Genomic DNA, 26,543 nt, shown 5'->3' with positions numbered 1-26,543 from the left:
CGTCGCCTCACCACTGGAAGCCGTGCCCCGCGCCCTGCCGCACCAGCTCGGGCTCGTCGCCGGAGAGGTCGATGACCGTGGTCGGCTCGGTGCCGCACTCGCCGGAGTCGATGACGGCGTCGAGCTGGTTGCCGAGCCGCTCGTGGATGTCGGCGCCGGAGGTCAGCGGCTCCTCGGTGTCGGGCAGGAGCAGGGTCGAGGAGAGCAGCGGCTCGCCGAGCTCGGCCAGCAGCGCCTCCGCCACCGGGTGCTCGGGGATGCGGACCCCGACGGTGCGCTTGCGGGGGTGCAGCAGCCGCTTCGGCACCTCCTTGGTCGCCGGCAGGATGAACGTGTAGCAGCCGGGCGTCGCGGCCTTCACCGACCGGAACACCGGGGTGGAGACGCGGACGAACTGGCCCAGCTGGGCGAAGTCGCGGCACACCAGCGTGAAGTGGTGGCGCTCGTCGAGGTGGCGGATCGTGCGGATGCGCTCGAGCCCCTCGCGGTTGCCCAGCGCGCAGCCGAGCGCGAAGCACGAGTCGGTGGGATAGGCGATCAGCCCGCCCTCGCGGAGGAGGTCGACGGTGGCGGTGACCGCCCGTCGCTGCGGGTTGCGGGGGTGGACCTCGACGTACCTCGCGCGCGTGGGAGCGGCCATCGCCGCAGGGTAGGTGCGCTGCGGCCCGCTGCGCGACACCCGAGCGGCGGCGACGGGATGATTGGACCCCGTGTCGGAGGGGCACTCCATCGAGGCTTGTGACCGGATCGAGACCTACGCGGAGCGTGACCGAGACTTCGATACGCCCTTCGGCGCATCGTGATCACGCTGGAGGAGGAACTCGGATGAGCGCTCACCGCATCCAGGACGAACGCCCCGCTGACGTGGTCCGCCTCGTCGGGCGGGGGGTGGTGGCCACGACGGCCGCCCTCACCCTCACCGGTGCGGGGGCGGGCCTGGCGCTGGCGACACCCGGCCACGGCGGTGACGGGCACGGCAACGGGCACGGCAACGGGCACGGCAACGGGCACGAGGACGGGCACTCGGGGCACTCCGCCCAGGACCCGGCCGACTGCGGTGCCTCCGGCGACGACCTCGTCGGCGGCCTGCTCGGCGACCTGGGCCTCGGCGGATCGCACGGGCAGGACAGCTCGCAGGACGCCTCGTGCGACACCGGGTCGTCCGTGGGCTCCGTGGGCTCCGAGGACTCCGAGGCCTCGGGCAGCCAGGACGCCGGGTCGGCGAGCGACGGCAGCGCCACGCAGCAGGCCTCGGCGCAGCGGCAGTACACGCCGAGCAACCCGGCCGACATCCCGCCGCCCCCGGGCGAGACGAAGATCATCGACATCCCGGACCGCTCCGCGTCGTAGCGCGGCGGCCCGACCGGGGTGGGCAGACTGGCGTCATGGATCTCGTGGCTCCGTGGCGGATCGACGACGCCCGACACCCCGACGCCGCGGTCGCGGCCCGCGAACGCATCGCCGAGGTCGACGACCACGTCCGTGCGTGGGTCACCCCGGTGCCGTCGGAACCCGCGGGTGACGGTCCGCTCGCCGGGGTCCCGGTGGGCATCAAGGACATCGTCGACGTCGCCGGCGTGCCGACCCGGTGCGGTTCGCGCGCGCTGGTCGACGCGCCGCCGGCGGCGGCCGACGCCGGGATCGTGCGCCTGCTGCGCGCCACCGGGGCGGTGGTCGTCGGCAAGACCGTGACCACGGAGTTCGCCTACTTCGACCCGGGGCCCACGCGGAACCCGCACGACCCGTCGCGCACGCCGGGCGGGTCGTCGAGCGGGTCCGCGGCCGCGGTGGCCGCGGGCATGGTGCCGCTGGCGGTCGGCACGCAGACCGCGGGCTCGGTGGTGCGGCCGGCGTCGTACTGCGGCGTCGCCGGGCTCGCGGTCGCCCGCGGGGTCCTGCCGCACGACGGGGTCGCGCCGCTGGCGCCCGGGCTCGACACCCTCGGGCTGTTCGCCGCGACCGTCGCCGACCTCGCCGTCGCGCGGGCCGCGATCGACGGACGGGACGCCGCTCCGGAGACGACGGACCCGCTGCGCCTGCTGGTCTGGGACGGCACCGCGGTCGCCGACGTCTCCCCGGCGATGCGCGACGCCCTCGCCGCCGCGATCGACCGGCTGCGCGCGGACGGGGCCACCGTCGCCGACCTCGACGTCGACCTCCGGGCGGCCACCGCCGACCACCGGACCGTCATGGCCGCCGAGGCCGCGACCACCGTGCCCGAGCTCCCCGGGCTCGGCGAGAACCTCACCGCCCTGGTGGCCGAGGGCCACGGGGTCACGGACGGCGAGCTGACCGCGGCCCGCGAGCGCTCCTCGGCCACCCGGGAGACGGTGCTCGCGCGTCTCGCCGACGCCGACGCGGTCCTGGCTCCCGGTGCCCTCGGCGTCGCCCCGCCGGGCCTGGAGGCCACCGGCGACCCGGTGCTCAGCAGGCCCTGGCACGTGATGGGCCTGCCCGCCCTCGCCGTGCCCGGGCTGCGCGACGCCGACGGCCTGCCCCTGGGCCTCCAGCTGATCGGCCACCCCGACCGCGAGGACGCCCTGCTCGCCGCGGGCCGCCGCCTGGAGCCCCTGCTGCCGTGAGCGATGTTCACGGCCATAGCCGTGAACATCGCTCACATGGGTGGGTCACCAGCCGTGTACCGCCTTGCGCACGGGGGAAGAGTGGGGGCCGTGGCGGACCGGGAGACGCGGGCGGCGGGGGCGACGCCCACCGGGTCACCCCGCGTCCCGCCCCCTGACTCCCCCCGTGTCCCGACCCCGGACTTTCCCCGTGACTCGCCCAGGAACTCCGACGACGGGCTCGACGTCGAGTTCCTCGAGGAGTTCGCCGACGAGCTCGACCACCACCACCTCTGGCACCGCGACGGCCAGCGCCACCAGTTCGGCACCGACTCGCCGCTGCTCTCCCCGCGCCTCGCCGCGTGGGTGCGCTACGTCCCGCGCGCCCATCCCGCGGGCTTCGTGCTGGGCACCGCCTTCGGGCTCATCTCGCTGACGCCGTCGCTGATCCCCCGCGACTACCTCTTCCAGGGCCTCGCCACCGGCATCTCCGCCGCCCTGGGCTACGCGATCGGGGTGGCCCTCGCCTGGCTCCTGCGTCGCATGGGGCGCTGGACGCACCTCACGGACCGCCTGGACCGCGCGACCCCCGTGTGGTTCACGCCCGGGGCCTGGCTGGTGCTCGTGGTGACCGCGGCGCTCGCCCTGTTCGGCCTGCTCCTCGCCGGCGCGGGCTGGCAGCGGCAGATCGCCGGGCTCATGGGCCTCGAGCAGCCGACGACCGACGGCTGGCTGCGCGCCGGGCCGATCGCGGTGGTCGTGGCCGGCGTGCTCGTCGGCTTCGGGCGCGGGGTGCGCTGGCTCGCGGGCCGCGTCGCGGAGCTGCTGCGCCGGCGCGTCCACATGCCCCGCCGGGTCGCGACCGTCGCCGGCACCGTGCTCGTGCTGCTCCTCGTCGTCACGGTGCTCGACTCGGTGGTCCTGCGCGGCGGGCTGCGCGTGGCCGACGCCGTCTTCAGCGCCACGAACGACACGCCCTACCCCGGGCTCGCCGCCCCGACCTCGCCGCTGCGCTCCGGCTCGCCCGCCTCGCCGGTGCGCTGGGACACGATCGGACGCGAGGGCCAGGCCTTCGTCGCGGGCGGGCGCCCGCCCCCCGAGCTCGCCACCGCGTCCGGACGCACCCCGGTGGAGCCGATCCGCGCCTACGTCGGCCTGCTCGCCGCGCCCGGGCCCTCGGAGCGCGCCGCCCTGGCCGTAGCCGAGCTCGAGCGCACCGGGGCGTTCGACCGGTCGGTGCTCGCCGTCGTCACCACCACGGGCACCGGCTGGATCGACACCCCGACGGCCGACTCCCTGGAGATGGTGTGGGGCGGGGACACCGCGATCGTCGCCACCCAGTACTCGTACCTGCCGAGCTGGCTGTCGTTCGTCGTCGACCGCACGCGCGCCGAGGCCGAGGGCCGGGCCCTGTTCGACGCCGTGCACGCCCGCGTCGAGCAGATGCCCCCCGACCGGCGGCCGCGGCTGTTCGCCTTCGGCGAGAGCCTCGGCTCCCAGGGCTCGGAGGCCGCCTTCTCGGGTGTCGACGACGCCCGCGCCCAGGCCGACGGGGTGCTCTGGGTGGGCCCGCCGAACTCCAACCGGCTGCACTCCGCCCTGACCGCGCGCCGGGACCCGGGCACGCCGGCGGTCCTCCCGGTCGTCGACGGGGGACGCGAGGTGCGGTTCGGGGCGACGCCCGAGGACCTCGCGCGCCCACCCGCTCCGTGGGATTCGCCACGGATCGTCTACCTGCAGCACGCCTCGGACCCGGTGGTGTGGTGGTCCCCGTCGCTGCTCTGGGCCCGCCCCGCGTGGCTGGCCGATCCCAGGGGCCGCGACGTCTCGCCCGCGATGGACTGGTACCCCGTGGTGACGTTCTGGCAGGTCACCATCGATCTGACCAACTCGCTCGGGGTGCCTGACGGCCATGGTCACCAGTACCGCGGCGTGATGCTCGACGGATGGCTCGCCCTGGGTACCCCCGACGGGTGGACCCTTGCGGACACGGAAAGGGTGGCAGGCATGCTGGGGATGTGACCGCTCCCCAGCACACGGCCGCCGAGGCGTGCCCCGACCGGGGCGACACGAACGACGAGGAGGACACCCCCTCCCACTGGCGACGGCTCGCCCCGCCGGCCGTCGTCGCGGTCCTGCTGCTGGCCTGGAGCAACGTCGTGCTCCCGGCGCTGCCCGCCGACGCGGTGCTCAAGGCGCTGTTCAACCTCGGCGGCGTCGCGGCCATGGTCACCGTGGCCCGGCTGCTCGGGCTGACGTGGGCCGACCTCGGGATCGGACGCGGCACCTGGGGTGCCGGGCTGCGCTGGGGCGGCGCCGCGATCGCCGTCGCGGTGCTCGGCTACGGCGCCGTCCTCGTCGCCGCCCCCCAGCTGCTGGAGAACCCCCAGCTGGCCGGCGCCTCCCCGGGCGCCCTGCTGCTGCGCGGGCTCGTCCTCATCCCGCTCGGCACCGTGCTGGCCGAGGAGCTCGCGTTCCGCGGCGTGCTGCAGGGGCACTCGGTGCGCTCGCTGTCGGCCCGGGTGGCCCTCAGCGTCACCGCCGTCGCGTTCGGCCTCTGGCACCTCACCGTCGCGATGGGCCCCTCCGCCGTCCCGCTGCCGCCGACGCTGCAGTGGACCTCGGTGCTCACCGTGCTCGCCGTGACCGTCGTCGGCGGGCTCGCGCTCGGCTGGCTGCGCCACCGGACGGGCTCGGTCCTCGCCCCCATCGGGCTCCACCTGGGCACGAACGCGGTCGGTCTCGTCGCCGCGGGTGTCGCGCTCGCGCACTGACGGACGTCGCAGGCGAGACTGTCGCGATGACGGTGGTCGACAACGCGGTGTACGTGAGCGGTGCCCGTGACAGGGAGCCCGACTCGCTCGACGGCACCCTCGCCGCGCTCCGGGAGCGCGACGGCACGCCCGGCGACGACGGCTTCGCATGGATCGGCCTGCTGCGCCCCGACACGGCCGAGCTCGACAAGCTGGCGCTCGAGCTCGAGCTGCCGGAGCTGGCCGTCGAGGACGCGGTGCACGCCCACCAGCGGCCCAAGCTCGAGCGCTACGACGACACGGAGTTCGTCGTCCTGCGGCCCGCCTGGTACGTCGACGAGGACGAGGACGTCCAGGTCGGCGAGATCCACGTGTTCCTCGGGCAGGACTTCGTCGTCACCGTGCGCCACGCCGAGACCCCCGACCTGTCCTCCGTGCGCGCCCGCCTCGAGGGCGATCCGGAGCTGCTGGCGCTCGGCCCGCGGGCGGTGCTCTACGCGGTGCTCGACCGCATCGTCGACGACTACCGCCCCGTCGTGCGGGGCCTGCGCAACGACATCGACCAGATCGAGACGCAGGTCTTCGGCGGCGACCCGAGCGTCTCGCGGCGCATCTACCAGCTCTCCCGCGAGGTCATCGAGCTCCAGCGGGCCGTGGACCCGCTGCGCGAGGTGCTCGACGGGCTCCTGTCCGAGACCGCCGACGACCACGCGCGCATCGGCCTGCACCGCGGCCTGCGCGACGTCGCCGACCACATCGCGCAGACCTCGGAGTCCGCCGACAACTTCCGCCAGCTGCTCGGCAACATCCTGCAGGTCAACGCCGCGCTCGTCGGGCAGCGCCAGAACGAGGAGATGCGCAAGCTCTCCGAGACCAGCCTGGCCCAGGGCGAGGAGGTCAAGAAGATCTCCTCCTGGGCGGCCATCCTGTTCACCCCGTCGCTCATCGGGGCGATCTACGGCATGAACTTCGAGCACATGCCCGAGCTCGCCTGGACCCTCGGCTACCCCTTCGCGCTGGGGCTGATGGTGATCGGCTCGCTGACGCTGTTCCTCGTCTTCCGCAAGCGCGGCTGGCTGTGACGACGGAGCGGGCCCGCTCGTTCGGCGCCGCCGCGGACGACTACGACCGGCTGCGGCCCGCGCCGGCCGCCGAGGCCCTGCGGTGGCTGGTGCCGTCGCCGCAGAGCCGGGTGCTCGACCTCGCCGCGGGCACGGGGCTGGTGACCCGCGCGCTCGCCGCCGAGGGCGTGCACGACGTCGTCGCGGTCGAGCCCGACGACGCCATGCGGGCCGTGCTCACCGCGCGCAGCCCCGGCGTGCGGGCCCTGGCCGGCACGGCCGAGGACATCCCGCTGCCGGACGGGTCGGTGGACGTCGTGCTGGCGGCGTCGGCGTGGCACTGGTTCGACGCCGAGCGGGCCGCGACCGAGATCGCGCGGGTGCTGCGGCCCGGGGGCGTGCTCGGCCTGATGTGGAGCTACTCCGACCCCGACACCGACTGGGTCGCGGACCTGCGCCGGATCGGGCGGGCCGAGGCGCAGGGGTCGGCGTCGCTGGTGCGGTCCGGGCTCGCGCTGGAGATGCCGGCCGGGGCGCCGTTCGGCATCGGCGAATCGCGGGTCTTCGGGCGCTCGGCGTGGATGGCGGCGCAGGACGTGGCCGCGATGCTCGGGACGTACTCGAGCGTGCTCACGCTGCCCGCGGCCGAGCGCCGTGACGTGCAGCGACGGGCCCGGGCCCTCCTCACCGAGCGGGTGGGCACCGACCCGGTGCTCGTGCCTTTCGTGACCGGGGCGTTCCGGACGGCGCGCTCGTGACGTGATCGCCTCTCGACTCCGGGTGCGGAGCGAGGTTAGCCTGCCCTCACGAAGCGAGGAGGCTGCCGTGACGTTGCGTTTGCCCACGGGTGAGGTGACCGTGCTGCTCGGCGAGCAGATCGTGCGCCGCCGGCTCATGGACATGCTCGACGACTCGTCCGCGCGCGGGGACACGGGCCAGCCGGCGACGGTGCACCGCGTCAGCGCGGGCGCGTCGGAGGGTGTCGCGACGCGCCGCCGGCGTCTCGAGGACGCCGGCAGCGTCGACGGGGCCGCGATCGTGCTCGTCGACCACATCACCGACGGCCTCGACGCCGCGGGGAGGCGCGCCGTGCTCAGCGCGCTCGCGACGGTGGCCGCGCGGGGTGCTGCGGTGCTGGTGGACGACGGTGACTGCGTGGCCGCCCTGGCGATGGCGGACGGCACGCTGCGCGCCGACCCCGTACGGGGGCTCGTCCTCGAGCCCGCCAGCGGGTCGGCCGCGCCGCTGGAGGAGCTCTACCGGGCCTCGTAGGTCAGGCAGTCGGCGACGTCCGAGCCCTGGCCGATCTCGACCGACGGCGCGGTGCACTCGAGCTTGTCGTTGAACTTGCACTCCGAGCGGTGGCAGGCGCCCACGACACCGTTGCGGTCGAGGCCGCCGCGGAAGGAGATCTCGACGAAGGTGCCGCACTTGGCGGTGTCGCCGGCGATGGTGATCGCACCGGCGTGGCAGGTCTTGCTGTCGTTGTAGGAGCAGGCGGTCACCGAACAGGCCTGGACCGTGGGCATGTCCTGGGTCGAAGTCATGACGATGATGGTGGCGTTGCCGCGGGGGCCGTCGCCACGCAGCGAAGGCTGCCCTGATCAGGGCGAATGCCCCGTCCGGCACACGCCGACCTGGGGCGACGAGGACGACACCCGCGACAGGCGGGCAATCCTGTGATGCACGTCACGTTGCGTGGTACCCGTCCGGGCCTCGCGGGGTGAGGGTGCGCTGTCCTCAGTTGGTCCCTTGATCGGTGATCGGACGCTGGGGACTTCCCAGGACGCATCGGGCGGGCCACGGTGGATCACTCCACCACCGCCCGTCGACGGGAGCACTGCCCGTGACCGACACCGCCCCGCCCGTCCAGCGCACCACGCACGTCGGCCAGAGCCTCCCGCGTCGCGAGGACGCGGCGCTGCTCACCGGCCGCGGCACCTGGACCGACGACATCGCCCCGCTCGGCGCGGTGCACCTCGCCCTGGTGCGCAGCCCCGTCGCCCACGCCCGGATCACCGCCGTCGACACGAGCGCCGCGCGGGAGCACCCGGGCGTCGTCGCCGTCCTCACCGCCAAGGACCTCGCCGACGACTTCGTGGCCGGCATCCCCACCGGGTGGCCGGTGACCGAGGACATCCTCGTGCCCGACCACCGGCCGCTGGCCCACTCCGAGGTCAACCATGTCGGGGACGCCGTGGCGGTCGTCGTCGCGGGCGACGCGGCGACGGCGCGGGACGCCGCCGAGCTCGTGATCGTGGACTACGACGAGCTGCCCGCCGCGGTCGACCTGGAGGCCGCGCTCGCGCCCGGCGCCCCGCTCGTGCACGAGGAGTTCGGCACGAACCACTGCTACACCTGGCCGCTCGCCGTCGGTGACGTCGACGCGGCGTTCGCCGAGGCCGACGTGGTCGTCGAGGGCCGCTACGTGCAGCAGCGCGTGATCCCCTCGCCGATGGAGACCCGCGCGGTCGTCGTCACGCCCGACGCCGTCGGCGGCGGCTTCACCCTCCACACCTCGACGCAGGTGCCGCACTTCGTGCGCGACATCCTCGCCGCGATCTGCGGCATCTCCGACACCAAGCTGCGCGTCGTCGCCCCGGACGTCGGCGGCGGCTTCGGCGCGAAGCTCAACGTGTACGCCGAGGAGGCCCTGGCGCTGGTCCTGGCGCGGCGGTTCAAGCGGCCGGTGAAGTGGACCGAGACCCGCTCGGAGCACCACGTCGCGACCACCCACGGGCGTGGGCAGGTCCAGTACATGACGATCGGCGCCACGCGCGAGGGGAAGATCCTCGGCATGCGGATCCGCCTCGTCGCGGACATGGGCGCCTACCTGCAGCTCCTGACCCCCGGCATCGCCGTCTTCGGGGCGTTCACCTACTGCGGGCTCTACGACTTCGGGGCCTACGACTTCTCGTGCCAGGGCGTCTTCACCAACCTCACGCCCACCGACGCCTACCGGGGCGCCGGGCGTTCCGAGGCGGCGTACGCCCACGAGCGGATCCTCGACGACCTCGCCCGCGCCCTGGAGATGGACCCGGCGGAGCTGCGTCTGCGCAACCTCCACCCCCCGTTCTCCGAGCCCCGCACGGTGCCCTCGGGCGTCCAGTACGACTCCGGGGACTACGAGCCCTGCATGCGTCGCGCGCTCGAGCTCGTCGACTACGAGGGCCTGCGCGCCGAGCAGGCGCGGCGCCGGGCCGCCGGCGACACCGTCGAGCTCGGCATCGGGATCGGGAACTTCACCGAGTCCGGCGGCCTCTCGCCCTCGAAGGTCGCCGCCGGGGTCCGGCTGCAGAGCGGCGGCTGGGAGGCGGCGACGGTGCGGATGACCACCGCCGGACGCGCCGAGGTCGTCACGGGCACGAGCCCGCACGGGCAGGGCCACGAGACGGCCTGGGCCCAGATCACCGCCGACAGCCTCGGCATCGATCCCGCCGATGTCGAGGTGTTCCACGGCGACACGATGGTCGCGCCGTTCGGGCGCGACACCTACGGGTCGCGCAGCCTCGCCGTCGGGGGGACGGCGGTGTACGGGGCGGCCGAGAAGGTGCTGGCGAAGGCCCGGCTGATCGCCGCGCACCTGCTCGAGGCCAGCGAGACGGACCTGCAGTTCGTCGACGGCACGTTCTCCGTGGCCGGCACCTCCGGGCCCTCGATCACGATCCAGGAGGTCGCGGGCGCGGCGTCGCTGGCCGCCGACCTGCCCGACGGCATGGAGCCCAACCTCACCGCCGACTACCACTTCGACCCACCGAACTTCACGTGGCCGTTCGGCACGCACATCTGCGTCGTCGAGGTCGACACCGAGACCGGCATGACCACCGTGCGGCGCTTCGTCGCGGTCGACGACTGCGGGCGGATCGTCAACCCGCAGATCGTCGACGGGCAGCTGCACGGCGGGATCGCCCAGGGCATCGCGCAGGCGCTCTACGAGCACGCCACGTTCGACGAGGACGGCCAGCCGACGGCCGCGACGCTCGCCGACTACGCCGTGCCCGCCGCGAGCGACCTGCCCTCGTTCGACCTGGACCAGACCGTCACCCTGTCGCCCACCAACCCGCTGGGCGCCAAGGGGATCGGGGAGTCCGGGGCGATCGGCTCGTCGCCCGCCGTGGTGAACGCGGCGATCGACGCGCTCGCCGCCCGCGGCGTCACGCACCTCGACATGCCGCTGACGCCGCAGCGGGTCTGGCGCGCCCTCGACGGGGCCGCCAAGGTGACCTCATGACCGCCACGGAGGCCGAGACGGAGACCCGCTACGACCACGGCGGCGACGAGTTCGTGTACGTCGAGCTCTCCGCGGCGATGAGCCTCCCGGTGCACTTCCGGTCCCTGGCGATCACCCGGCGGCTGGCCGAGGAGGCGATCCCGGGCGTCGAGGAGATCGCGCCGTCGAACGCGTCGTACATGGTCCGCGTCGACCCGGACCGGCTGCACCCACGCGACCTCGTCCGCGAGCTGCGGCGCATCGAGGGCGAGATCGGCGAGCTCTCCGACGACCTCACCGTGGCGTCCCGGATCATCGACGTCCCGATCATGCTGAACGACCCGTGGACCCACGAGGTCCTCATGAAGTTCCGCGACCGCCACCAGGACCCGAACGGCACCGACCTCGACTACGGGGCCCGGATCAACGGCTACAGCTCGACCGAGGACTTCATCGACGCGCTCGCCGCGTCGCCCTACCTGGTGACGATGATGGGCTTCGTCCCCGGGTTGCCGTGGTGCTTCCAGCTGGTGCCCCGTGAGCGGCAGGTCGAGGTGCCCAAGTACGTCCGCCCGCGCACCGAGACCCCGGAGCGGGCGTTCGGGTTCGGGGGCGCGTTCGCGGTGATCTACCCGGTGAAGGGCGCGGGCGGCTACCAGCTCTTCGGCTCGGCGCCCGCGCCGATCTTCGACGGCGAGCAGCGCCTGCCCGACTTCGCGGAGAACGACTCGGTGGTGTTCTTCAAGCACGGCGACGTGATCAACTACCGGCGCGTCGACCGCGAGGAGTACGACGACGTCCGCGCGCAGGTCGACGCGGGCACCTGGCGGTACTCGTACAAGGAGCTCGAGTTCTCGCCGAGCCGGTTCCTCGCCGACCCCGACGGCACCAACGCGGCGATGAAGGAGGTGCTGTACGGGTGAGCATCCGCGTGCAGGATCCGGGCCTGGAGACGACGGTCCAGGACACCGGCCGGCTCGGCTACTACAGCATCGGCTTCCCGCCCTCGGGCGCGCTCGACTCGTTCGCCTACCACGTCGGCAACGCCCTGGTCGGCAACGAGCCGGGCGCCGCGGGGCTGGAGGCGGTCTACCTCGGCCCGACGCTGGAGTTCACCGCCGACACCGTCATCGCCGTGACCGGGGCCGACATCCCCGCCTTCGTCGACGGCCAGGAGATCCCCCTCTGGGAGTCCGTGGCGGTGTCGGCGGGCTCGGTGCTGTCGTTCGGCCAGCTGCGCGGCGGGGCGCGGCCCTACATCGCCGTCGCCGGCGGCATCGACGTGCCGCTCTACTACGGCAGCCGCTCGACCTACACGCTCGTGGGGATCGGCGGCTTCGAGGGACGCGCGCTGAGGGCCGGCGACGAGCTGGCGATCGGCTCCGACGCGCGGGAACCCCGTGCGGGCCGCCGGGTGGACGCCTCCGACGTGCCGGTGCACCCGTCGACCGCCGGGGTGCACCTGCTCGTCGGCCTGCACAGCTACCGGCTCACCGAGGACAGCCTCGCGCGGTTCACCGACACCGAGTGGAAGGTGACCCCGGACGCCAACCGGGTCGGCTACCGCTTCCGGGGTGCCGAGCTGGAGTTCGTGCCCCGCGAGCAGCCGTTCGGCGCCGGCAGCGACCCCGCCAACGTCACCGACTGCGGCTACCCGGTCGGGTCGGTGCAGGTCCCCGGCGGCGTCGAGCCGATCGTGCTGCTGCAGGACGCGGTGACCGGGGGCGGCTACGCGACGCTCGGCACCGTCGTGTCCGTCGACCGCGACCGGCTGGCCCAGACCAAGACCGGCGACAGGACGCGCTTCGTGCCCGTCGACCTCGACGGCGCGCTGGAGGTCCGCAAGGACCGCCTCGGCGCGCTCGACCGCATCCGTTCCGCGCTCGCCTGACCGATCCCCAGGAGGCACGTCCGTGGGCAGCCACACCATCACGTCCCGCACGCCCGGCGTCTTCTACCACCGGCCCTCGCCCGACGCGGACCCCTACGTCACGGAGGGGGCGTCCGTCACCGAGGGCGACACGGTGGGTCTCGTCGAGGTCATGAAGACCTTCCACGAGGTGAAGGCCGACGCCGCGGGCACCGTGTCGAAGTTCCTCGTCGAGAACGAGGACGAGGTGACCATCGGCCAGGACCTGGTCGAGCTGGAGACGTGAGCCTGCGAAGCGTCCTGGTCGCCAACCGCGGCGAGATCGCGCTGCGGGTCGTGCGGGCCTGCCGGGAGCTGGGCATCCGGTCGGTCGCCGTGTACTCCGACGCCGACGCGTCCGCCGCGCACGTCCGGCACGCCGACGACGCGGTGCACATCGGCAAGTCGTCGGCGTCGAAGAGCTATCTGAACGCCGACGCGGTGCTCGAGGCGGCGCGCTCGGCGGGCGTCGACGCGGTGCACCCCGGCTACGGCTTCCTCTCGGAGCGGCCGTCGTTCGCGGCGGCCGTCGAGGAGGCGGGGCTGACGTTCGTCGGCCCGCCGTCGTCGGTGATCGCGACGATGGGCGACAAGGCGGCGGCCCGGGCGGTGGCGCGCTCGGCGGACGTGCCCGTGGTGCCGGGCAGCGACGAGGTCGAGTCGGGCGACGATGCTGTCGCCGCGGCCGAGGAGGTCGGCTACCCGGTGCTCGTCAAGGCCTCGGCCGGCGGCGGGGGACGGGGCATCCGGCCGGCCGCGTCGGCCGACGAGCTGCGGACCGTGGTGGTCGAGGCCCAGCGCGAGGCGTCCTCGGCGTTCGGGTCCGGCGCGGTGTACCTGGAGCGCGCGCTGCAGGGGCCGCGTCACGTCGAGGTGCAGGTGCTCGCCGACACCCACGGCTCCGTCGTGCACTGCTTCGAGCGGGAGTGCTCGCTGCAGCGCCGTCGCCAGAAGATCCTGGAGGAGGCGCCGGCGCCCGGGCTCTCCTCGGAGCTGCGGTCGGCGCTGTGCGACGCGGCCGTGCGGCTGTCGTCGCAGGTCGGTTACGTCGGCGCGGGCACGGTGGAGTTCCTCGTCGAGGGCTCCGGCGACGAGGCTGAGTTCTTCTTCATCGAGATGAACACCCGCATCCAGGTGGAGCACCCGGTCACCGAGTGGATCACCGGGCTCGACCTCGTCGCCGAGCAGCTGCGCATCGCCGGCGGGGAGCCGCTGTCGGTGACCCAGGACGACATCGTCCGCCGGGGCGCGGCCATCGAGTTCCGCGTCAACGCCGAGGACCCCGACCAGGACTTCCTGCCCTCGCCGGGCGAGGTGACGGGTCTCGAGCTGCCCGGCGGGCCCGGCGTCCGCGTCGACACCGCCCTCATGGCCGGCGACGTCGTCCCGCCGTTCTACGACTCGCTGGTCGCGAAGCTCGCGGTCTGGGCGCCGACGCGCGAGCAGGCCCTGGCGCGCGGCCGCCGCGCCCTCGCCGAGTACCGCGTGGAAGGCCTGCCGACCACCATCGGCCTGCACCGCCGCCTGCTCGACGAGCCCGCGGTCGTCGACGGCACCTACGACATCACGACGCTGGAGACGTGGTTGGCGGGGTAGCAGCGAACGCGCTACCGGCGGGCGGTGAGCAGCGAACGCGCTGCCCGCTGCTTCTATGCGTACGAAATCCCCGTTCGCGGACGCTGCCCGGCGTGATCGGACGCCTACACGCCGGTCGTTCCTGGGTGACCTGCATCACGCTAGCGTCGTCGGACATGGGGACCCTCGTCGACGTCATCGATGTCGGCACCGGCCCGACCGTTGTCCTGCTGCACAGCTCGGTGAGCGGGAACCGGCAGTGGAAGGCGTTGATCGCCGACCTCCGGGACCGTCACCGTGTCCTCGCGATCAACCTGCTCGGTTACGGCGACACCCCGCCGTGGTCCGGGGACCGTCCGCAGCGACTGACCGACCAGGCCGGGCTGGTCCACGCCGCGATCGACGGGATCGACGAGCCCGTGTCCCTCGTCGGCCACTCCTTCGGCGGCGCCGTGGCGATGCAGGCCGCGCTCGAGCTCGGCGACCGCGTCCGCGCGCTCGTCCTCCTGGAACCCAACCCCTTCTCGCTGCTCGCGCGCGCCGGCCGCGCAGAGGCGTTCGCCGAGGCCTGCGCCCTGCGGGACCACGTCCGGCGTCACGGCCGCACAGGCGAGTGGGACGTCGTCGCCGAACGGTTCGCCGACTACTGGCTGGGCGACGGCACGTGGGAGGCGATGCCCGACAAGCGCCGTGCCGCGTTCGTCGCCGCACTCGTCCCGAACCAGCACGAGTGGGACGCGGTCGCCGACCCGGACCTGGTGCTCGACGACCTGCCGCGCGAGGTCCCGACGCTCGTCGTCCACGATCCGGCCACGCGCCGCCCCATCCGGGAACTCGTCGAGGTCCTCGGCGAGGCACGGCCCGACTGGTGCTTCCGCACTCTCGCCGAGGGAGGCCACATGGCCCCGCTGACCCGCCCCGACCTCGTCGACCCCATCGTGGTGTCGTTCCTGGCGCAGTCGTGAGCGCGACGCGCGGGCTCGGGGTCGCGCTGACGCCGATGGAGACCCGGCGCGAGGTCGTCATCCACCTCGCGGAGAGGGCCGAGCAGCTGGGCTACGGCACGTTCACCGTGGCCGAGGGCTGGGGCTGGGACGCGGGCGTCGTGCTCGCCGAGATCGCGGGTCGGACGGAACGCCTGCGCCTCGGAACGTCGGTGGTCAACATCTGGGGCCGGAGCGCCGCCACCCTGGCGATGATGGCCGCGAGCCTGGACGCCGCGAGCGACGGCCGGTTCACCCTGGGTCTCGGCGCGGGCAGCCCTGCGCTCGCCGAGGGCCTGCACGACGTCCCGTTCGCCGACCCGATCGCCCACCTCGCGGCGGCGACGCAGCAGGTCCGCGGCCTGCTCGCGGGGGAGCGGCTCCGAGCGACCACGGGACAGAAGGGCATGCGTCTCGGCGTCCCACCCCGCCCCGGTGTGGCGATTCACCTCGCCGCGCTCGGACCGCGGTCGGTCCGGCTCGCCGGCGAGCTGGCCGACGGCTGGGACCCGTTCTTCCTGCCCGTGTCCGCCTTCGCGCAGGTCCGCGACGACCTCCGCGCCGCGGCCCGGGACGCCGGACGTGCCGACCTCCCCACCGCCTGCCCGGGGATCCCCACGGCGGTGTCCGACGACGCGGCCACCGCTCGGGAGGCGGCCTCCTGGTGGGTGGGCTTCTACCTCACGGCGATGGGGCCGCTGTACCCGCGGACCTTGCGACGGCTCGGCTTCGGCGACGCGGTCGAGGAGGTCGTCGCGGCCAATCCCACCGGGCGCACCACCGTGGTCCCCGAGAGCGCGGAGGTCCTCCTCGACGAGCTCACCCTCACCGGCGACCCGGAGCACGCCCGGGCCACGCTCGAGCGCTGGTACGCCGCCGGCGCCGAGCGCCCGTCGCTCGTCCTGCCGCCCGGACGCGACGTCGACGAGCTCGACGCCGTCCTCGAGGCGCTGCGTCCTCAGCCCCGCAGCAGCTGAGTCGCCGGCACGCGCTCGACGCCCAGGGAGTCGAAGCGTCGACGGAGGGCCTCGACGATCTCGACGGCGTTGGGGCGGTCGCCGTGCAGGCAGATCGTGTCCACCTCGACGTCGAGGTGCTTGCCCGTCGTCGAGGCCACGTGCCCTTCGAGGAGGTCGACGGCCTGCTGGGCGACTGCGTCGGGGTCCTTCGCCTTCGGCTCGGGCTCGACGATGATGTGCCCCTCGTCGTTGTACTCGAGGTCGGCGAAGCCCTCGCGGGCCACGGTCGCGCCGAGCGAGCGGGCGAGGTCGGCCGTCGGCCCGGCCAGCCAGAAGATCATCAGGTTCGGGTCGAGGCGCAGCACCGCCTCCGTGATCGCGGTGGTGATCTCGGGGTCGGTCAGCGCCATGCCGTACAGCGCACCGTGGGGCTTGACGTGCACGACCTCGGCGCCCTCCGCGCGGGCCGTCGCCTGCAGCGCACCGGTCTGGTAGAGCACGAGCTGGGCGGCCTCGTCCGGGCGCAGCGCCATCCGCCGGCGCCCGAAGCCCACGAGGTCGGGCAGCCCGGGGTGGGCGCCGATCGCGGTGTCGGTGGCGACGGCCGTGCGCACCGACTCGCGCATCGTCACCGGATCGCTGGCGTGGTACCCGCAGGCGACGTTCACCGAGGTCACGTGGCCCATGAGCTCGGTGTCGTGACCGAGCTTCCAGCGCCCGAGGCTCTCCCCGGCGTCGGCGTTGAGGTCGACGCGTGTCTGCATGGGCACAGTGTCCGCTCAGAACGCGCCGGCGTGAACCTCCGCCCACTGACGGAACGTCCGTGCCGGGCGCCCGAGGAGGTCGGGGACGGTCGTCGTCACCCGGCTGTCGTCGTACTCGCCGCCGCGGAAGAAGCGGAAGAAGGCGTCGACGTACGCGGCCGGCATCACCGACCCGAGACGCGCCCGCGCCTCGTCGTCCGGCTCGGGCTCCAGACGCAGGTCGCGCCCGAGGACGTCCCCGAGCACCGCCAGCCGGTCGGCCGGGAGCGTCGCCTCGGGCCCGGTGAGCCGCAGGCTCCGTCCCTCGAGCCCCGGGTCGGTGAGCGCCCGGGCGGCGACGGCGCCGATGTCGGCCGGGTCGATCACGGCGACCGGGACGTCTGCGAAGGGCTCGCGGACGACGTCGACGAGCGGCGCCCACTGCAGCGCGTTCGACATGAACCCGCTCGGGCGCAGCACCGTCCACCCGAGGCCCGCGTCGCGCACGGCGGCCTCGGAGACGAGGTTGAACCGCGTCACCGCGTTGTCGACGTCCCCGCCGACCACGGCGCCGGTCGAGAGCAGCACGACCCGTCGCACCCCGGCCGCCTGCATGTCGGCGAGCAGGCCAGGGACGTCGGGGTGGCCGGCGGGCAGGAACACGGCGTCGACGCCGCGCCACACGTCCGCCACCGAGGTGCGGTCACCCAGGTCCCCGGTCACCGGGACGGCCCCCGCGACAAACGTCCCCCGCCGCGACAGCGCCCGGACCTCGCCCGCGCCGGCGAGCGCCCGGACCACCTCGCCGCCCACGTTCCCGGTCGCGCCGGCCACCAGGACGGTCGTCATCGGCCCTCCTCGGCGCGGGTCACGCGCCCGGCGCCGCGGGCACCGGGGCCTCGAGCGGCAGCGCGTCGAGCCCCCCGCGGATCGCCTCGGCGAGCAGGGCGAGGTCCTCGTCGTTCGCGATGAGCGGCGGGGACACCGCGACGCCCTTGCCCAGCCCGCGCACGAGCACCCCGTTCTTCCGCGCAGCGCGCAGCAGCACGTTCGGGGCGTCGCGGACGCCGTCGAGCACGTCCTGCTCCAGCTCGACCGCGGCGAGGAAACCGAAGCCGGCGCGCACCTCGTGGACGTACGGGTGCGACGTGAGCGGCGCGAGCGCCTCGAACAGCGGCATCTCCAGCTCGCCGCCGCGCGCGATGAGGTTCTCGCGCTCGTAGACGTCGAGGGTCGCGAGGCCCGCCGCGCAGCAGGTCGGGTGTCCCGAGTAGGTCGGGCCGTGGCGCAGGGTGCGCTCGCCGGGGGTCGTCCACCACGGGGCGGCGACCTCGCCGGAGACGATCACGCCGCCGAGCGGCAGGTAGCCGCTGGTGACGCCCTTCGCGAAGGTGATCATGTCGGGCCGGACGCCGAAGCGCTCGATGCCGAACCAGGTGCCCAGCCGCCCGAAGCCGCAGATCACCGCGTCGATGACCAGCAGGACACCGTGGCGGCGGCACAGCTCGGCGACGCCCTCGACGTAGCCGTCGGTGGGCAGGTGCACGCCGCCGGCGCCGGTGACGGGCTCGATCACGAACGCCGCGATCCGCTCGGGACCGACCTCGGCGAACACCTTCTCCACGCCGTCGAGGTCGTGCAGGGGCGCGACGGTGTTCTCACCGGGGAGCACGCCCCAGCCGTCGCGGTTCGGCGGGATGCCGGTGATCGACGTCCCGAAGCCGTGCGTGCCGTGGTAGCCGGTCTCGCGGGAGACGACGTGCACGCGCTGGTGCTCGCCGCGCGCCTGCCAGTAGGCGCGAGCGAGCTTCACCGCCGTGTCGATGGCGTCCGCCCCGCCCGAGCCGAAGAACACCTTGGCGTCGTCGACCGGGGCCAGGTCGGCCAGCCGGTCGGCGAGCTCGAGCGCGGGGCGGTTGGCGATGTCGGCGAAGCACGAGTACGCCTCGAGCTTCGACATCTGCCTCATGGCCGCGTCGACGATCTCCTGCCGTCCGTGGCCGACGTTGCAGTACCAGAGGCTCGCGCAGCCGTCGAGATAGGCGCGTCCCGCCTCGTCGTAGACGTACGCGCCCTCGGCGCGGTCGACGACGAACTCGTTCCCGTCGACGGCGGCCATGTCGGAGAACGGATGCCACAACCGGGTGCTCATGGTCGCGATTCTCCCGCCGACCACGCTCCGGCGGCACCCCTGCGGAGGATCAGGGACCGTTCCCGTCGCCCGGCCCGAGCCCCAGCGGCAGCGGCGCCTGCGGGTCTCTGAGCGCGGCGAGGCACTGCCGGGCCGCCGCGGCCCAGGGGGTCCATCCGGCGCGCTCGGCCAGGGCGAGGGCGGCGGTCCACTCCCGGCGGGTGGTGTCGGGGTCGTCGAGGACCCGGGCCGCGAGCCCCGTAAAGAGCGTCGCGGGACCGAGCACCGCGCCGCCGAACCCGACGAGCACGGCGGCGTCCGGGTCGGCGGGGAGCACCTCGCGGACGTGGGCGGCGACCGCGGGATCCCCGAGGCGGAAGGCGGCGGCCGCGGCCATCGCCGCCGCGGCGCGGGAGAACCACATCGCGGGGTTGGCCGCGCGGCGCCCGTACTCCGCGAGGTGCTCGCGCGCGTGGTCGTCGTGGGCCGCGCAGGCCTCCGCGTAGGCGGCCGCGGCGGACCAGGCCCCGGTGTTCAGCGCGCGGGTCGAGGCGTGGGCGGCGAGCGGGGCGAGCTCGGCGACGGTCCCCAGCAGCAGGTGCTGGACGAGCAGGTGCGCGCCTGCGGCGAACGGCGCCGCGGGGAGCCCGAGCGCCTGGCCCCGTTCCGCGGCGCGGCTCGCGGCGGCGTCGGCACCCGGATCGCCCTCGGCCAGCAGCATCGCGGCCCCGGTGGCCTGCGCGGCCCAGATCGAGCGCGGGCGGAACCACCGCTCGGCGGCGGTCTCCAGCTCGACGCGCAGCTTGTGGGCCTGCTCGGTGCGCCCGTTCGCGAGCTCGGCGGTCATCAGCAGCTCGGTGCCCTCCAGGTACAGCGACGGGTCCCCGGTGGCCAGGGCGAGCCGGTGGGCGTCGGTCGCGACGGCGAGCCGCTCGCGCACCGAACGGGCGCCGTCGACGAGGTGGCGGGCCTCGAGCGCCCGGACGCGGGCCTGGGCCTCGGGGTCCTCGTCGGCGATCGCGTCCGCCAGCGTCCTCGCCTCGGCGACGAGCGCCGGCGCCCCGTCCCGGGCGGTCGCCGAGGCCTCCCGGACGGTCGCGACGAGCAGGTCGAGCCGCAGGCGCGGGGCCAGCGGCCGGTCGAGGAGGCGGTGCAGCCGCGCGTAGCGGCGGGGGTCGCCCTGCACCGAGAGCCCCAGCGGCTCGTCGCCGACCGCGACCAGCACGGCGAGCTCGTCGTCGCCGGCGTCCAGGGCCGCGTCGAGGGCCTGGTCGAGGTCGTCCTCCAGCGCGTGGTCCCGGGCCTCGCCGGTGCCGCGCACCGCGGAGTGGCAGAGGGCGCGGTGGCCGAGCAGGCGCGCGCGGGCCCGGTCGGTGGCCGCCGGGAGCGCGGCCTCGAAGAGGGCGATCGCCTCGGGGATCGCCCGCCGGCGGTAGGACTCGACGCCGGCGTCCACCTGCGCCGCGGCCAGGCGGGACGGCGCGAGCAGCGTCGCGGCGCCCTCGCTGTGGCGCAGCACGGTGAACGCGTCCGCGTCGTCGTCGAGCCCCTCGAGCCGGGCGAGGTGCAGGTGCGCCGCGCGGACCGGCGGGACCCCGGCCCGCAGGCCGTCGGCGTCGAGGTCGTGGCGCAGCACGTAGCGGTCGCCCTCGCCGGTGGCCAGCCCCGCCCGCACCGCGACCTCGAGGTCGTCGGCCACGTCGAGCGGGCGACGCCCGAGGACGGCGGCCAGGCCGGTGAGGTCGACGGGGCGCAGCACCGCGAGCGCCTCGACCGCCCGCCGCGTCGCGGCCGGGAGCTGGGCGGCCTGGTGGTCGATGACGGCCCGCACCTGGTCGGGGACCCGGTCGACCGCCTCCAGGGCCTCCTCCCGCCCGGCGCAGCGCCCGAGGAGGTCGAGCAGCGCCGTCACGTGGAGGGCGAGGCCCCCGGAGCGGCGGATCACCGCGTGCACGAGCTCGTCGTCCGGCTCGAGCGCGGCGAGGCGCCGGCGGACGAGGACCGCCACCGCATCGGGGGCGAGCGGCCCGACCGCGACGGTGGTGACGGCGTCGTGCCCGTCCAGCTCGGCCCGCGCGCGGTCCCAGTGCGGGTGCGGTGCGGTGTCGGGCGCCCGCGCCGCGACCACGACGACCACCCCGGCGGGCAGGCCGCGACGGGCGAGGGCGCGCAGGACGTCGAGCGAGGCGGTGTCGGCGCGATGGGCGTCGTCGAGGGCCAGGAGCACGGGCGCGTCCCCGGCCCGGCGGCCGAGCTGCGCATGGACCCAGGGCCCGAGGTCGCGGTCGGGGCCCGGCCCCCGGATCTCCAGGTCGTCGATCACCTCGTGCCACGCGGCGGCGGGGGCGTCGTTCTCCCCCCACGCCGAGCTCGCCGTCCGCGCCCCTCGCGCCCGCGCGGCGTGGACCACGGCGCGGAGCACGGCGGACTTCCCCGTACCCGCCCGGCCGTGCAGCACGAACAGGCGACCGTCACCGTGCAGGGCCTCGAGGACCGTGCCCGCGAGGGCCCCCCGACCGACCAGCTCCGGAGCGCTCGTCCGCTCCCCGCCCGCGCGGGGCGGGGTGAGCGAGCCGTAGAGCGACCGCAGCTCGGGGCCGGGCTCGACGTCGAGCTCGTCCCGGAGCCTGCGGCGGACCTCGAGATAGGTCTCGACGGCGTCGCGGTGCCGGCCGCCGTCGCGCAGGGCCCGTACGAGCAGCGCCGACAGCTCCTCGTCGAGGCGGTCCTCGCCGGCGAGGAGATCGACGACGTCGCCGTACCGGCGCTGCTCGAGCAGCAGCGCGGCGTGGCGGACGTTGAGGGCGCGCCGGCGCTCCTCGGCGCCGCGCCGGGCCTCGGTGAGGCGGGCGGAGGCGAGCCCGAGGAACGGCGTGCCCCGCCACGCGGCGCGGGCGTCCTCGAGGGCGGCGAGGTCCCCGCCGCGCAGGGCGGCGTCGGCGAGACGGCCGAACTCCAGGACGTCGACGGCCTCGCGCCCGAGGTGCAGCGTGTACAGCCCGCCGCCCGCGGTGATCCACGGCTCGACGCGGTCGCCCAGCCACGCGCGGAGGCGGGTCAGCGCGACCTGGAGGGTGGCGCGGGGGTTCTTCGGCAGGTCCTCGCCCCACGCCTCGTCGATGAGGGCGTCGCCGTCGACGGCCTCGCCCGCGTGGAGGGCGAGGAGCGCGAGGAGGGTCGCGAGGGTGCGGCTGCGGTGCGGCTCCGGCACCCCGTCGCGCACCACGGCCACGCCGCCGAACAGGCGCAGGCCGACAGACGCCATCCATCCCCCCGGACGTCACGTCACGTGATCACCTCGCGGAAGGGTACGTCCTCCGAGGTCACCCGACGTGCCGCCGTGTGGACGAACCGTTCGCCCGAGCGGAGGGGGTGGAGTGCGAGCCGACGAGACCGCGCGAGGTGCACGAGGGATGCTTCGAAAACCGGAGCATCCCCGGAACCGGTCATCGCTTCGGGCTGACGGCGGAGACGCGTGCGACGAGTCCGGCGGGCACCTCCCACTCGCCCGGGGCGCCGGAGGGACTCGCGTCGTATCGCCGCGCCGCGTCGAGGAGGTCCTCGGCGTCGTCGACCCCGATCCGCGAGAAGCGGACACGCGGCTTGCCGGGCCCGTCGACGGCGACGTTGCCGGCGTTCGGGCACCCGCCGAGGCAGGGCACGTGACGGACACGCACGTCGGCCCCGGCGAGCGCCCCGTCGAGAGCGGCACCGAACGACCCGCTGTCCACGTCGTACCGCGGACAGGTGCGGCAGATCAGCAGCGGCACGGGCTCAGGGCCGGGCTTCGACGGCCTGGCGCGTGGCGTCCGTGACCGGACCGGCCGGGGCGTCGAGCCCGCTGCGCGGGGCGATGCCGCTGTCCTCCTTGTGGAAGCGCCCGTCCTTCATGATCGCGTGCAGCTTGTCGTGGTCCTGCAGGATCGTGATGTCGTCCAGCGGGTCGCCGTCGACGAGCAGGAGGTCGGCGAGGTACCCGGGCTGGACCTGGCCGAGCTCGTCGGGGCGCAGCATGATCTCGCCGCCGAGCTTGGTGGCGGACAGGATCGCCTCCATCGGCGTGAAGCCGAGGCGTTCGACGAAGTGCTCGAGGTCGCGGGCGTAGGTGCCGTGCGGGGTCCAGGCGAAGCCGTAGTCGCCGCCGGGCAGCAGCTTGATGCCGCGCCGGTGCATCTCGCGCAGCCCGTCGGTGGCGACCTCGAGCTCCTTCTTGTAGCCGACCGCCTCGGCCGCCTCCTGCGGGAACCCGAACGCCTCGGCCTCGTAGAGCGTCGCGATCAGCCAGTTGATGCCGGGGGCGACGAACACCCAGTCCTTGTTCGCCTCGAGCATGTCCATGCCCTCGGCGTCGGTGAACGAGGCGTGGTAGATGATGTCGACCTTGTTCCGCAGGCACATCTTCACGCTCTCGGCGGACCGGGCGTGGGCGCAGACGCGCTTGCCGCGCCGGTGGGCCTCGGTGACCGCGGCCGCGACCTCCTCGTCGGAGAAGTACGTGTCCTCCGCGCGCTGGGTGCCGGTGATCTCCTCGCCGGTCATCGACAGCTTGATCTGGTCGACGCCGAGCTCGATCAGCTGGCGCACCGCGAGCCGCATGCCCTCCGGCCCGTCGGCGAACTTCGTGATCGACTTGATCAGCGCGCCGCCCGTCACCGCGATCTCGGGGCCGTTGGCGAGGTAGCGCGGGCCGGGGATGCGGCCGGCGTCGATCGCGTCGCGGCAGACGACGTCGAGGCGCTCCTTGGCCGACGCGGCGCCGAGGCACATCGTGTAGCCGGAGTCGATGTACTTCTTCGCCGACTCCATCGAGAAGAGCAGGTGCTCCTCGACCGGCATGGTGCCGAGCCCGTCGAGGTCCGCGGAGTTGTTCCAGCTGAAGTGGGTGTGGGCGTCGCACAGTCCGGACATCAGCGTGCGCCCCCGGCCCTCGACGACCTCCGCGTGCAGCGCGCGGGCCTCCTCGACGGTGCCGACGGCCGCGATCCGGTCGTCCTCGACGAGCACGTCACCGGGGTAGGGGTCGGCGCCCGTGGAGTCGAGGATCGAGACGTTGCGGAACAGGACCTTGCTCATGACGGCTCCTCGTCGTCGAGGGTGGTGGCCAGAAGGATCAGATTCAGGTGAAGAACTTGAGGAGGTGCTCGGTGACCTCGTGGGGCTTCTCGAGCGCGGTCCAGTGGCCGCAGTCGCCGAAGATCTCGAGCACGGCGGAGCCGTGGGCGTCGGCGAGCGCGTGCGAGACCGCCGGGGCCCCGACGCCGTCGTCCGCGCCGGTGAGCAGCAGCAGGGGCAGGGCCGGGTCGACCGGTCCGGGGTCGTTCGCGCCGGCCAGGGCCTCGCACGAGCGGGCGTAGCCCTCCGGGTCCTGGCGCAGCACCAGCTCGCGGACGCACGCCGCGGTCGCGGGGTGGTCGCGCCGGGTGGCCTCGGCGGTCGCGTTGGTCATCACCGCGTCGGCGACGTTCGCCATGCCCTCGGCGCGGACCTTCGCCGCGCGGTCGTGCTGGCCCTGCCGGCCGGCCTCGGGCAGCGGCGCGGGCACGGCGCCGAGGAGCGCGAGGTGGCTGACGAGCTCCGGCCTGCGGGCCGCGAGGCTGCGCACGGTGATCGTCCCCATCGAGTGCCCGACGACCCGTGCCGGTCCGGCGTCGAGGGTCTCGATCAGCGCGGCGAGGTCGTTGGCGAAGCCCTCGATCGACAGGGTGCCGGCGACGGCCGAGCGCCCGGAGCCCTCCATGTCGGGCCGGACCACGGTGAAGCGCTCGGCCAGCGCCGCGACCTGGGGCTGGTAGAAGTTCGACGTCCCGCCGAGGCCGTGCACCAGCACGACGGGCGGACCGTCCCCGGTGACCTCGACAGCGAGCTCCTTGCCGTTGACCTGCACGCGTTCGTCCTCCTCGAGGGGTCGTTCAGCGGATGGTGTTGCGGAGGGCGCCGAGGCCCGTGATCGCGCACTCGACGACGTCGCCTGGCTGCAGGAAGCGGGGCGGGTCGAACCCGATCCCGACGCCGGCGGGGGTGCCGGTGGCGATGACGTCCCCGGGCAGCAGCGTCATCCCGGCCGAGAGCACGCGGATCAGCTCGGGGACGTCGAAGATCAGGTCGGCGACCGGTGCCTTCTGGCGGGGCTCGCCGTTGACCGTGCAGGAGACCTCCAGCGCGGTCAGGTCACCGATCTCGTCGGCGCTCACCGCCCACGGCCCCATCGGCGCGTGGGTGTCGAGCGACTTGCCCAGCAACCACTGCTTGTGGTCGCGCTGCACGTCGCGGGCGGTGACGTCGTCGACGATGGTGTAGCCCCAGACGTGCTGCATCGCCTGCTCGCGGGTGATGCCCCGCCCGCCGCGGCCGATGATGACGGCGAGCTCGGCCTCGTAGTCGAGCTCGCGGGTGACCGACGGGTGGGACTCGACGTCGTCATGGGGCCCGGTCACCGCCGTGGTGGCCTTCGAGAAGACGATCGGCTTGTCGGGCAGGTCCTCCGAGCGCTGCGGGGTGTCGTAGCCGGAGCGGCCGAACTCGGCGACGTGCTCGCGGTAGTTCTTGCCCACCGCGAACAGGTCGCGGCGCGGCTCCGGGATCGGTGCGCGCAGGCGGGCTCCGTCGACGACGGGCAGCTCCCCGGCCTCGGCGATCGTGGGGCCGAGCCGCTCCCAGTCGGAGATGATCGCGAGCACCGACCGGTCGCCGACGACGCCGGCGAGGTCGCGGACCGTCGTCCCGTCGTCGTCGACCCGCCCCACGCCCTCGCGGTCGGCGGTACGGAAGGTCACGAGCTTCACGGGTCACACTCCGGGCGTACGCAGAACCAATACGGACCAATCGCGGCGTGTGGTCGGCCACCTCGCCGGTCCATCGACCGTACGACGAGGCGGATCGACTGCCAAGAGGGTCGATGCCGTAGCATTGGTCCTGTATTGGTCGGCGAGAAGGGGGAGTCGTGGCCGCACCGCAGGAGGACGTCGGGAGCGCACCCGTCCTCTCCCGCCTCCGGGCCCTGCTCGACGAGGCCGTCGCGGCCGGTGCCCTCAGCACGGGATCGAAGATCCCGACCGAGCGCGCGCTGTCGACGACGCTGCAGGCGTCGCGGGCCGCCGTCCGCGCCGCGCTGGGCGAGCTCGAGCGCGACGGACGGATCACCCGCCACGTCGGGCGCGGCACGTTCCTCACCGAGCTCGAGGCCGAGCCCGGCCTCCCCCCGGCCGCCCGCGGGCCGCTCCAGACGAGCCCCGCCGAGATCATGGCGACGCGCCTCGTGCTCGAGCCGGAGATCGCCGCGCTGGCCGCCCGCCACGCGACCCCGGCGGACCTCGAGCACATCGAGCACTGCCTGCGGCGCGGCAACGCCACCGCGACCTACGAGGAGTTCGAGGCCTGGGACTCCGCGCTGCACCGCGCCGTCGCGGCCGCGGCGCACAACGGCCTGCTGCTGCGGCTCTTCGACACGATGAACGCCGCCCGCGACCTGCCGGTGTGGGGCAGCATCAAGCGGCGCTCGGCCTCGCCGGAACGGCGGCGCGGCTACGAGCAGTGCCACGCCGAGATCGTCACCGCGCTCACCGAGCGCGACGCGGACGCCGCGCGCGAGCACATGCGCCGTCACCTCGTCGACGTCCGCACCAACCTGCTCGGTCAGCACTGAAACGGGCATCCTCTGC

At 74.5% G+C, this 26,543-nt stretch carries 25 protein-coding genes; 15 read left to right on the top strand and 10 right to left on the bottom strand.

Annotated features, from left to right (window positions below; genetic code table 11):
- Positions 1-7: 7 nt before the first annotated feature.
- Positions 8-640, bottom strand: coding sequence for an L-threonylcarbamoyladenylate synthase (locus OG774_RS17865; RefSeq protein ID WP_328302861.1), 633 nt, complete (start codon positions 638-640; stop codon positions 8-10).
- A gap of 185 nt (positions 641-825) precedes the next feature.
- Between OG774_RS17865 and OG774_RS17860 the strand changes: the two genes are divergently transcribed.
- The 7 genes from OG774_RS17860 to OG774_RS17830 all read left to right on the top strand — a co-directional run bounded on the left by OG774_RS17860 (position 826) and on the right by OG774_RS17830 (position 7,647).
- Positions 826-1,350: a hypothetical protein gene (locus tag OG774_RS17860; protein WP_328302859.1), complete on the top strand. Its 525-nt coding sequence runs from the start codon at positions 826-828 to the stop codon at positions 1,348-1,350.
- Positions 1,351-1,385: 35 nt separating this feature from the next.
- The gene (locus tag OG774_RS17855; protein ID WP_328302857.1) at positions 1,386-2,582 is read left to right on the top strand and encodes an amidase; all 1,197 of its coding nucleotides are present in this window, start codon (positions 1,386-1,388) and stop codon (positions 2,580-2,582) included.
- 90 nt (positions 2,583-2,672) lie between these two features.
- Positions 2,673-4,583: an alpha/beta hydrolase gene (locus tag OG774_RS17850; RefSeq protein ID WP_328302855.1), complete on the top strand. Its 1,911-nt coding sequence runs from the start codon at positions 2,673-2,675 to the stop codon at positions 4,581-4,583.
- Positions 4,580-5,335 (top strand): CPBP family intramembrane glutamic endopeptidase, encoded by a 756-nt coding sequence (locus OG774_RS17845; protein WP_328302853.1) that lies wholly within the window; start codon positions 4,580-4,582, stop codon positions 5,333-5,335. The genes OG774_RS17850 and OG774_RS17845 overlap by 4 nt, the downstream gene beginning before the upstream one ends.
- A 26-nt stretch (positions 5,336-5,361) precedes the next feature.
- Positions 5,362-6,396: a magnesium and cobalt transport protein CorA gene (locus OG774_RS17840; protein ID WP_328302851.1), complete on the top strand. Its 1,035-nt coding sequence runs from the start codon at positions 5,362-5,364 to the stop codon at positions 6,394-6,396.
- Positions 6,393-7,133 (top strand): class I SAM-dependent methyltransferase, encoded by a 741-nt coding sequence (locus OG774_RS17835; protein ID WP_328302849.1) that lies wholly within the window; start codon positions 6,393-6,395, stop codon positions 7,131-7,133. Before OG774_RS17840 ends, OG774_RS17835 begins: the two co-directional genes overlap by 4 nt.
- 67 nt (positions 7,134-7,200) lie before the next feature.
- Positions 7,201-7,647 (top strand): hypothetical protein, encoded by a 447-nt coding sequence (locus OG774_RS17830; protein WP_328302847.1) that lies wholly within the window; start codon positions 7,201-7,203, stop codon positions 7,645-7,647.
- Here the strand turns inward: OG774_RS17830 and OG774_RS17825 are convergent.
- Positions 7,632-7,922 carry a DUF1540 domain-containing protein gene (locus tag OG774_RS17825; RefSeq protein WP_274197515.1) on the bottom strand — a complete coding sequence of 97 codons (291 nt, stop codon included), beginning with the start codon at positions 7,920-7,922 and terminating at the stop codon, positions 7,632-7,634. The two genes, OG774_RS17830 and OG774_RS17825, sit on opposite strands and share 16 nt — an antisense overlap.
- Before the next feature lie 299 nt (positions 7,923-8,221).
- Here OG774_RS17825 and OG774_RS17820 point away from each other — a divergent pair, with 299 nt between their 5' ends.
- The 7 genes from OG774_RS17820 (at position 8,222) to OG774_RS17790 (ending at position 16,029) form a co-directional block, all read left to right on the top strand.
- Complete coding sequence (locus OG774_RS17820) at positions 8,222-10,606, top strand: xanthine dehydrogenase family protein molybdopterin-binding subunit (protein ID WP_328302840.1); 2,385 nt, start codon at positions 8,222-8,224, stop codon at positions 10,604-10,606.
- Entirely contained in the window at positions 10,603-11,508 is a 906-nt protein-coding gene (locus OG774_RS17815; protein ID WP_328302838.1) for a 5-oxoprolinase subunit B family protein, read from the top strand. Before OG774_RS17820 ends, OG774_RS17815 begins: the two co-directional genes overlap by 4 nt.
- Positions 11,505-12,476 carry a biotin-dependent carboxyltransferase family protein gene (locus tag OG774_RS17810; protein WP_328302836.1) on the top strand — a complete coding sequence of 324 codons (972 nt, stop codon included), beginning with the start codon at positions 11,505-11,507 and terminating at the stop codon, positions 12,474-12,476. Before OG774_RS17815 ends, OG774_RS17810 begins: the two co-directional genes overlap by 4 nt.
- 22 nt (positions 12,477-12,498) lie before the next feature.
- On the top strand, positions 12,499-12,741 hold the full coding sequence (locus tag OG774_RS17805) for an acetyl-CoA carboxylase (protein ID WP_328302834.1): 243 nt from the start codon (positions 12,499-12,501) through the stop codon (positions 12,739-12,741).
- A complete protein-coding gene (locus tag OG774_RS17800; RefSeq protein WP_328302832.1) occupies positions 12,738-14,090 on the top strand; it encodes an acetyl-CoA carboxylase biotin carboxylase subunit in 1,353 nt (450 codons plus the stop codon). Before OG774_RS17805 ends, OG774_RS17800 begins: the two co-directional genes overlap by 4 nt.
- A gap of 155 nt (positions 14,091-14,245) precedes the next feature.
- The gene (locus OG774_RS17795; RefSeq protein WP_328302830.1) at positions 14,246-15,034 is read left to right on the top strand and encodes an alpha/beta fold hydrolase; all 789 of its coding nucleotides are present in this window, start codon (positions 14,246-14,248) and stop codon (positions 15,032-15,034) included.
- A complete protein-coding gene (locus tag OG774_RS17790) occupies positions 15,031-16,029 on the top strand; it encodes an LLM class flavin-dependent oxidoreductase (protein WP_328302828.1) in 999 nt (332 codons plus the stop codon). The genes OG774_RS17795 and OG774_RS17790 overlap by 4 nt, the downstream gene beginning before the upstream one ends.
- Here the strand turns inward: OG774_RS17790 and OG774_RS17785 are convergent.
- The 8 genes from OG774_RS17785 to OG774_RS17750 form a co-directional block, all read right to left on the bottom strand.
- Positions 16,011-16,775 carry a LamB/YcsF family protein gene (locus OG774_RS17785; protein WP_328302826.1) on the bottom strand — a complete coding sequence of 255 codons (765 nt, stop codon included), beginning with the start codon at positions 16,773-16,775 and terminating at the stop codon, positions 16,011-16,013. The genes OG774_RS17790 and OG774_RS17785 overlap by 19 nt on opposite strands.
- Positions 16,776-16,790: 15 nt before the next feature.
- On the bottom strand, positions 16,791-17,603 hold the full coding sequence (locus OG774_RS17780) for an NAD(P)H-binding protein (protein ID WP_328302824.1): 813 nt from the start codon (positions 17,601-17,603) through the stop codon (positions 16,791-16,793).
- Between the two features lie 19 nt (positions 17,604-17,622).
- Positions 17,623-18,906 carry an aminotransferase family protein gene (locus tag OG774_RS17775; protein ID WP_328302822.1) on the bottom strand — a complete coding sequence of 428 codons (1,284 nt, stop codon included), beginning with the start codon at positions 18,904-18,906 and terminating at the stop codon, positions 17,623-17,625.
- A 49-nt stretch (positions 18,907-18,955) separates the two neighbouring features.
- The gene (locus OG774_RS17770) at positions 18,956-22,150 is read right to left on the bottom strand and encodes a BTAD domain-containing putative transcriptional regulator (protein WP_328302820.1); all 3,195 of its coding nucleotides are present in this window, start codon (positions 22,148-22,150) and stop codon (positions 18,956-18,958) included.
- A gap of 181 nt (positions 22,151-22,331) precedes the next feature.
- A complete protein-coding gene (locus tag OG774_RS17765; protein WP_328302818.1) occupies positions 22,332-22,655 on the bottom strand; it encodes a DUF1636 family protein in 324 nt (107 codons plus the stop codon).
- A 4-nt stretch (positions 22,656-22,659) separates the two neighbouring features.
- The gene (locus OG774_RS17760; RefSeq protein ID WP_328302816.1) at positions 22,660-23,958 is read right to left on the bottom strand and encodes a metal-dependent hydrolase family protein; all 1,299 of its coding nucleotides are present in this window, start codon (positions 23,956-23,958) and stop codon (positions 22,660-22,662) included.
- Positions 23,959-24,001: 43 nt separating this feature from the next.
- The gene (locus tag OG774_RS17755; protein ID WP_328302814.1) at positions 24,002-24,769 is read right to left on the bottom strand and encodes an alpha/beta fold hydrolase; all 768 of its coding nucleotides are present in this window, start codon (positions 24,767-24,769) and stop codon (positions 24,002-24,004) included.
- Positions 24,770-24,794: 25 nt separating this feature from the next.
- Positions 24,795-25,667, bottom strand: coding sequence for a fumarylacetoacetate hydrolase family protein (locus tag OG774_RS17750; RefSeq protein WP_328302812.1), 873 nt, complete (start codon positions 25,665-25,667; stop codon positions 24,795-24,797).
- A 158-nt stretch (positions 25,668-25,825) separates the two neighbouring features.
- Between OG774_RS17750 and OG774_RS17745 the strand changes: the two genes are divergently transcribed.
- Positions 25,826-26,527 carry a FadR/GntR family transcriptional regulator gene (locus OG774_RS17745; protein ID WP_328302810.1) on the top strand — a complete coding sequence of 234 codons (702 nt, stop codon included), beginning with the start codon at positions 25,826-25,828 and terminating at the stop codon, positions 26,525-26,527.
- Positions 26,528-26,543: the final 16 nt, after the last annotated feature.

This window comes from Actinomycetospora sp. NBC_00405, from assembly GCF_036044095.1.
Lineage (GTDB): Bacteria > Actinomycetota > Actinomycetes > Mycobacteriales > Pseudonocardiaceae > Actinomycetospora > Actinomycetospora callitridis.
Note: the sequence above shows the minus strand (reverse complement) of the source record. Positions and strands in the feature narration are given on the sequence as shown.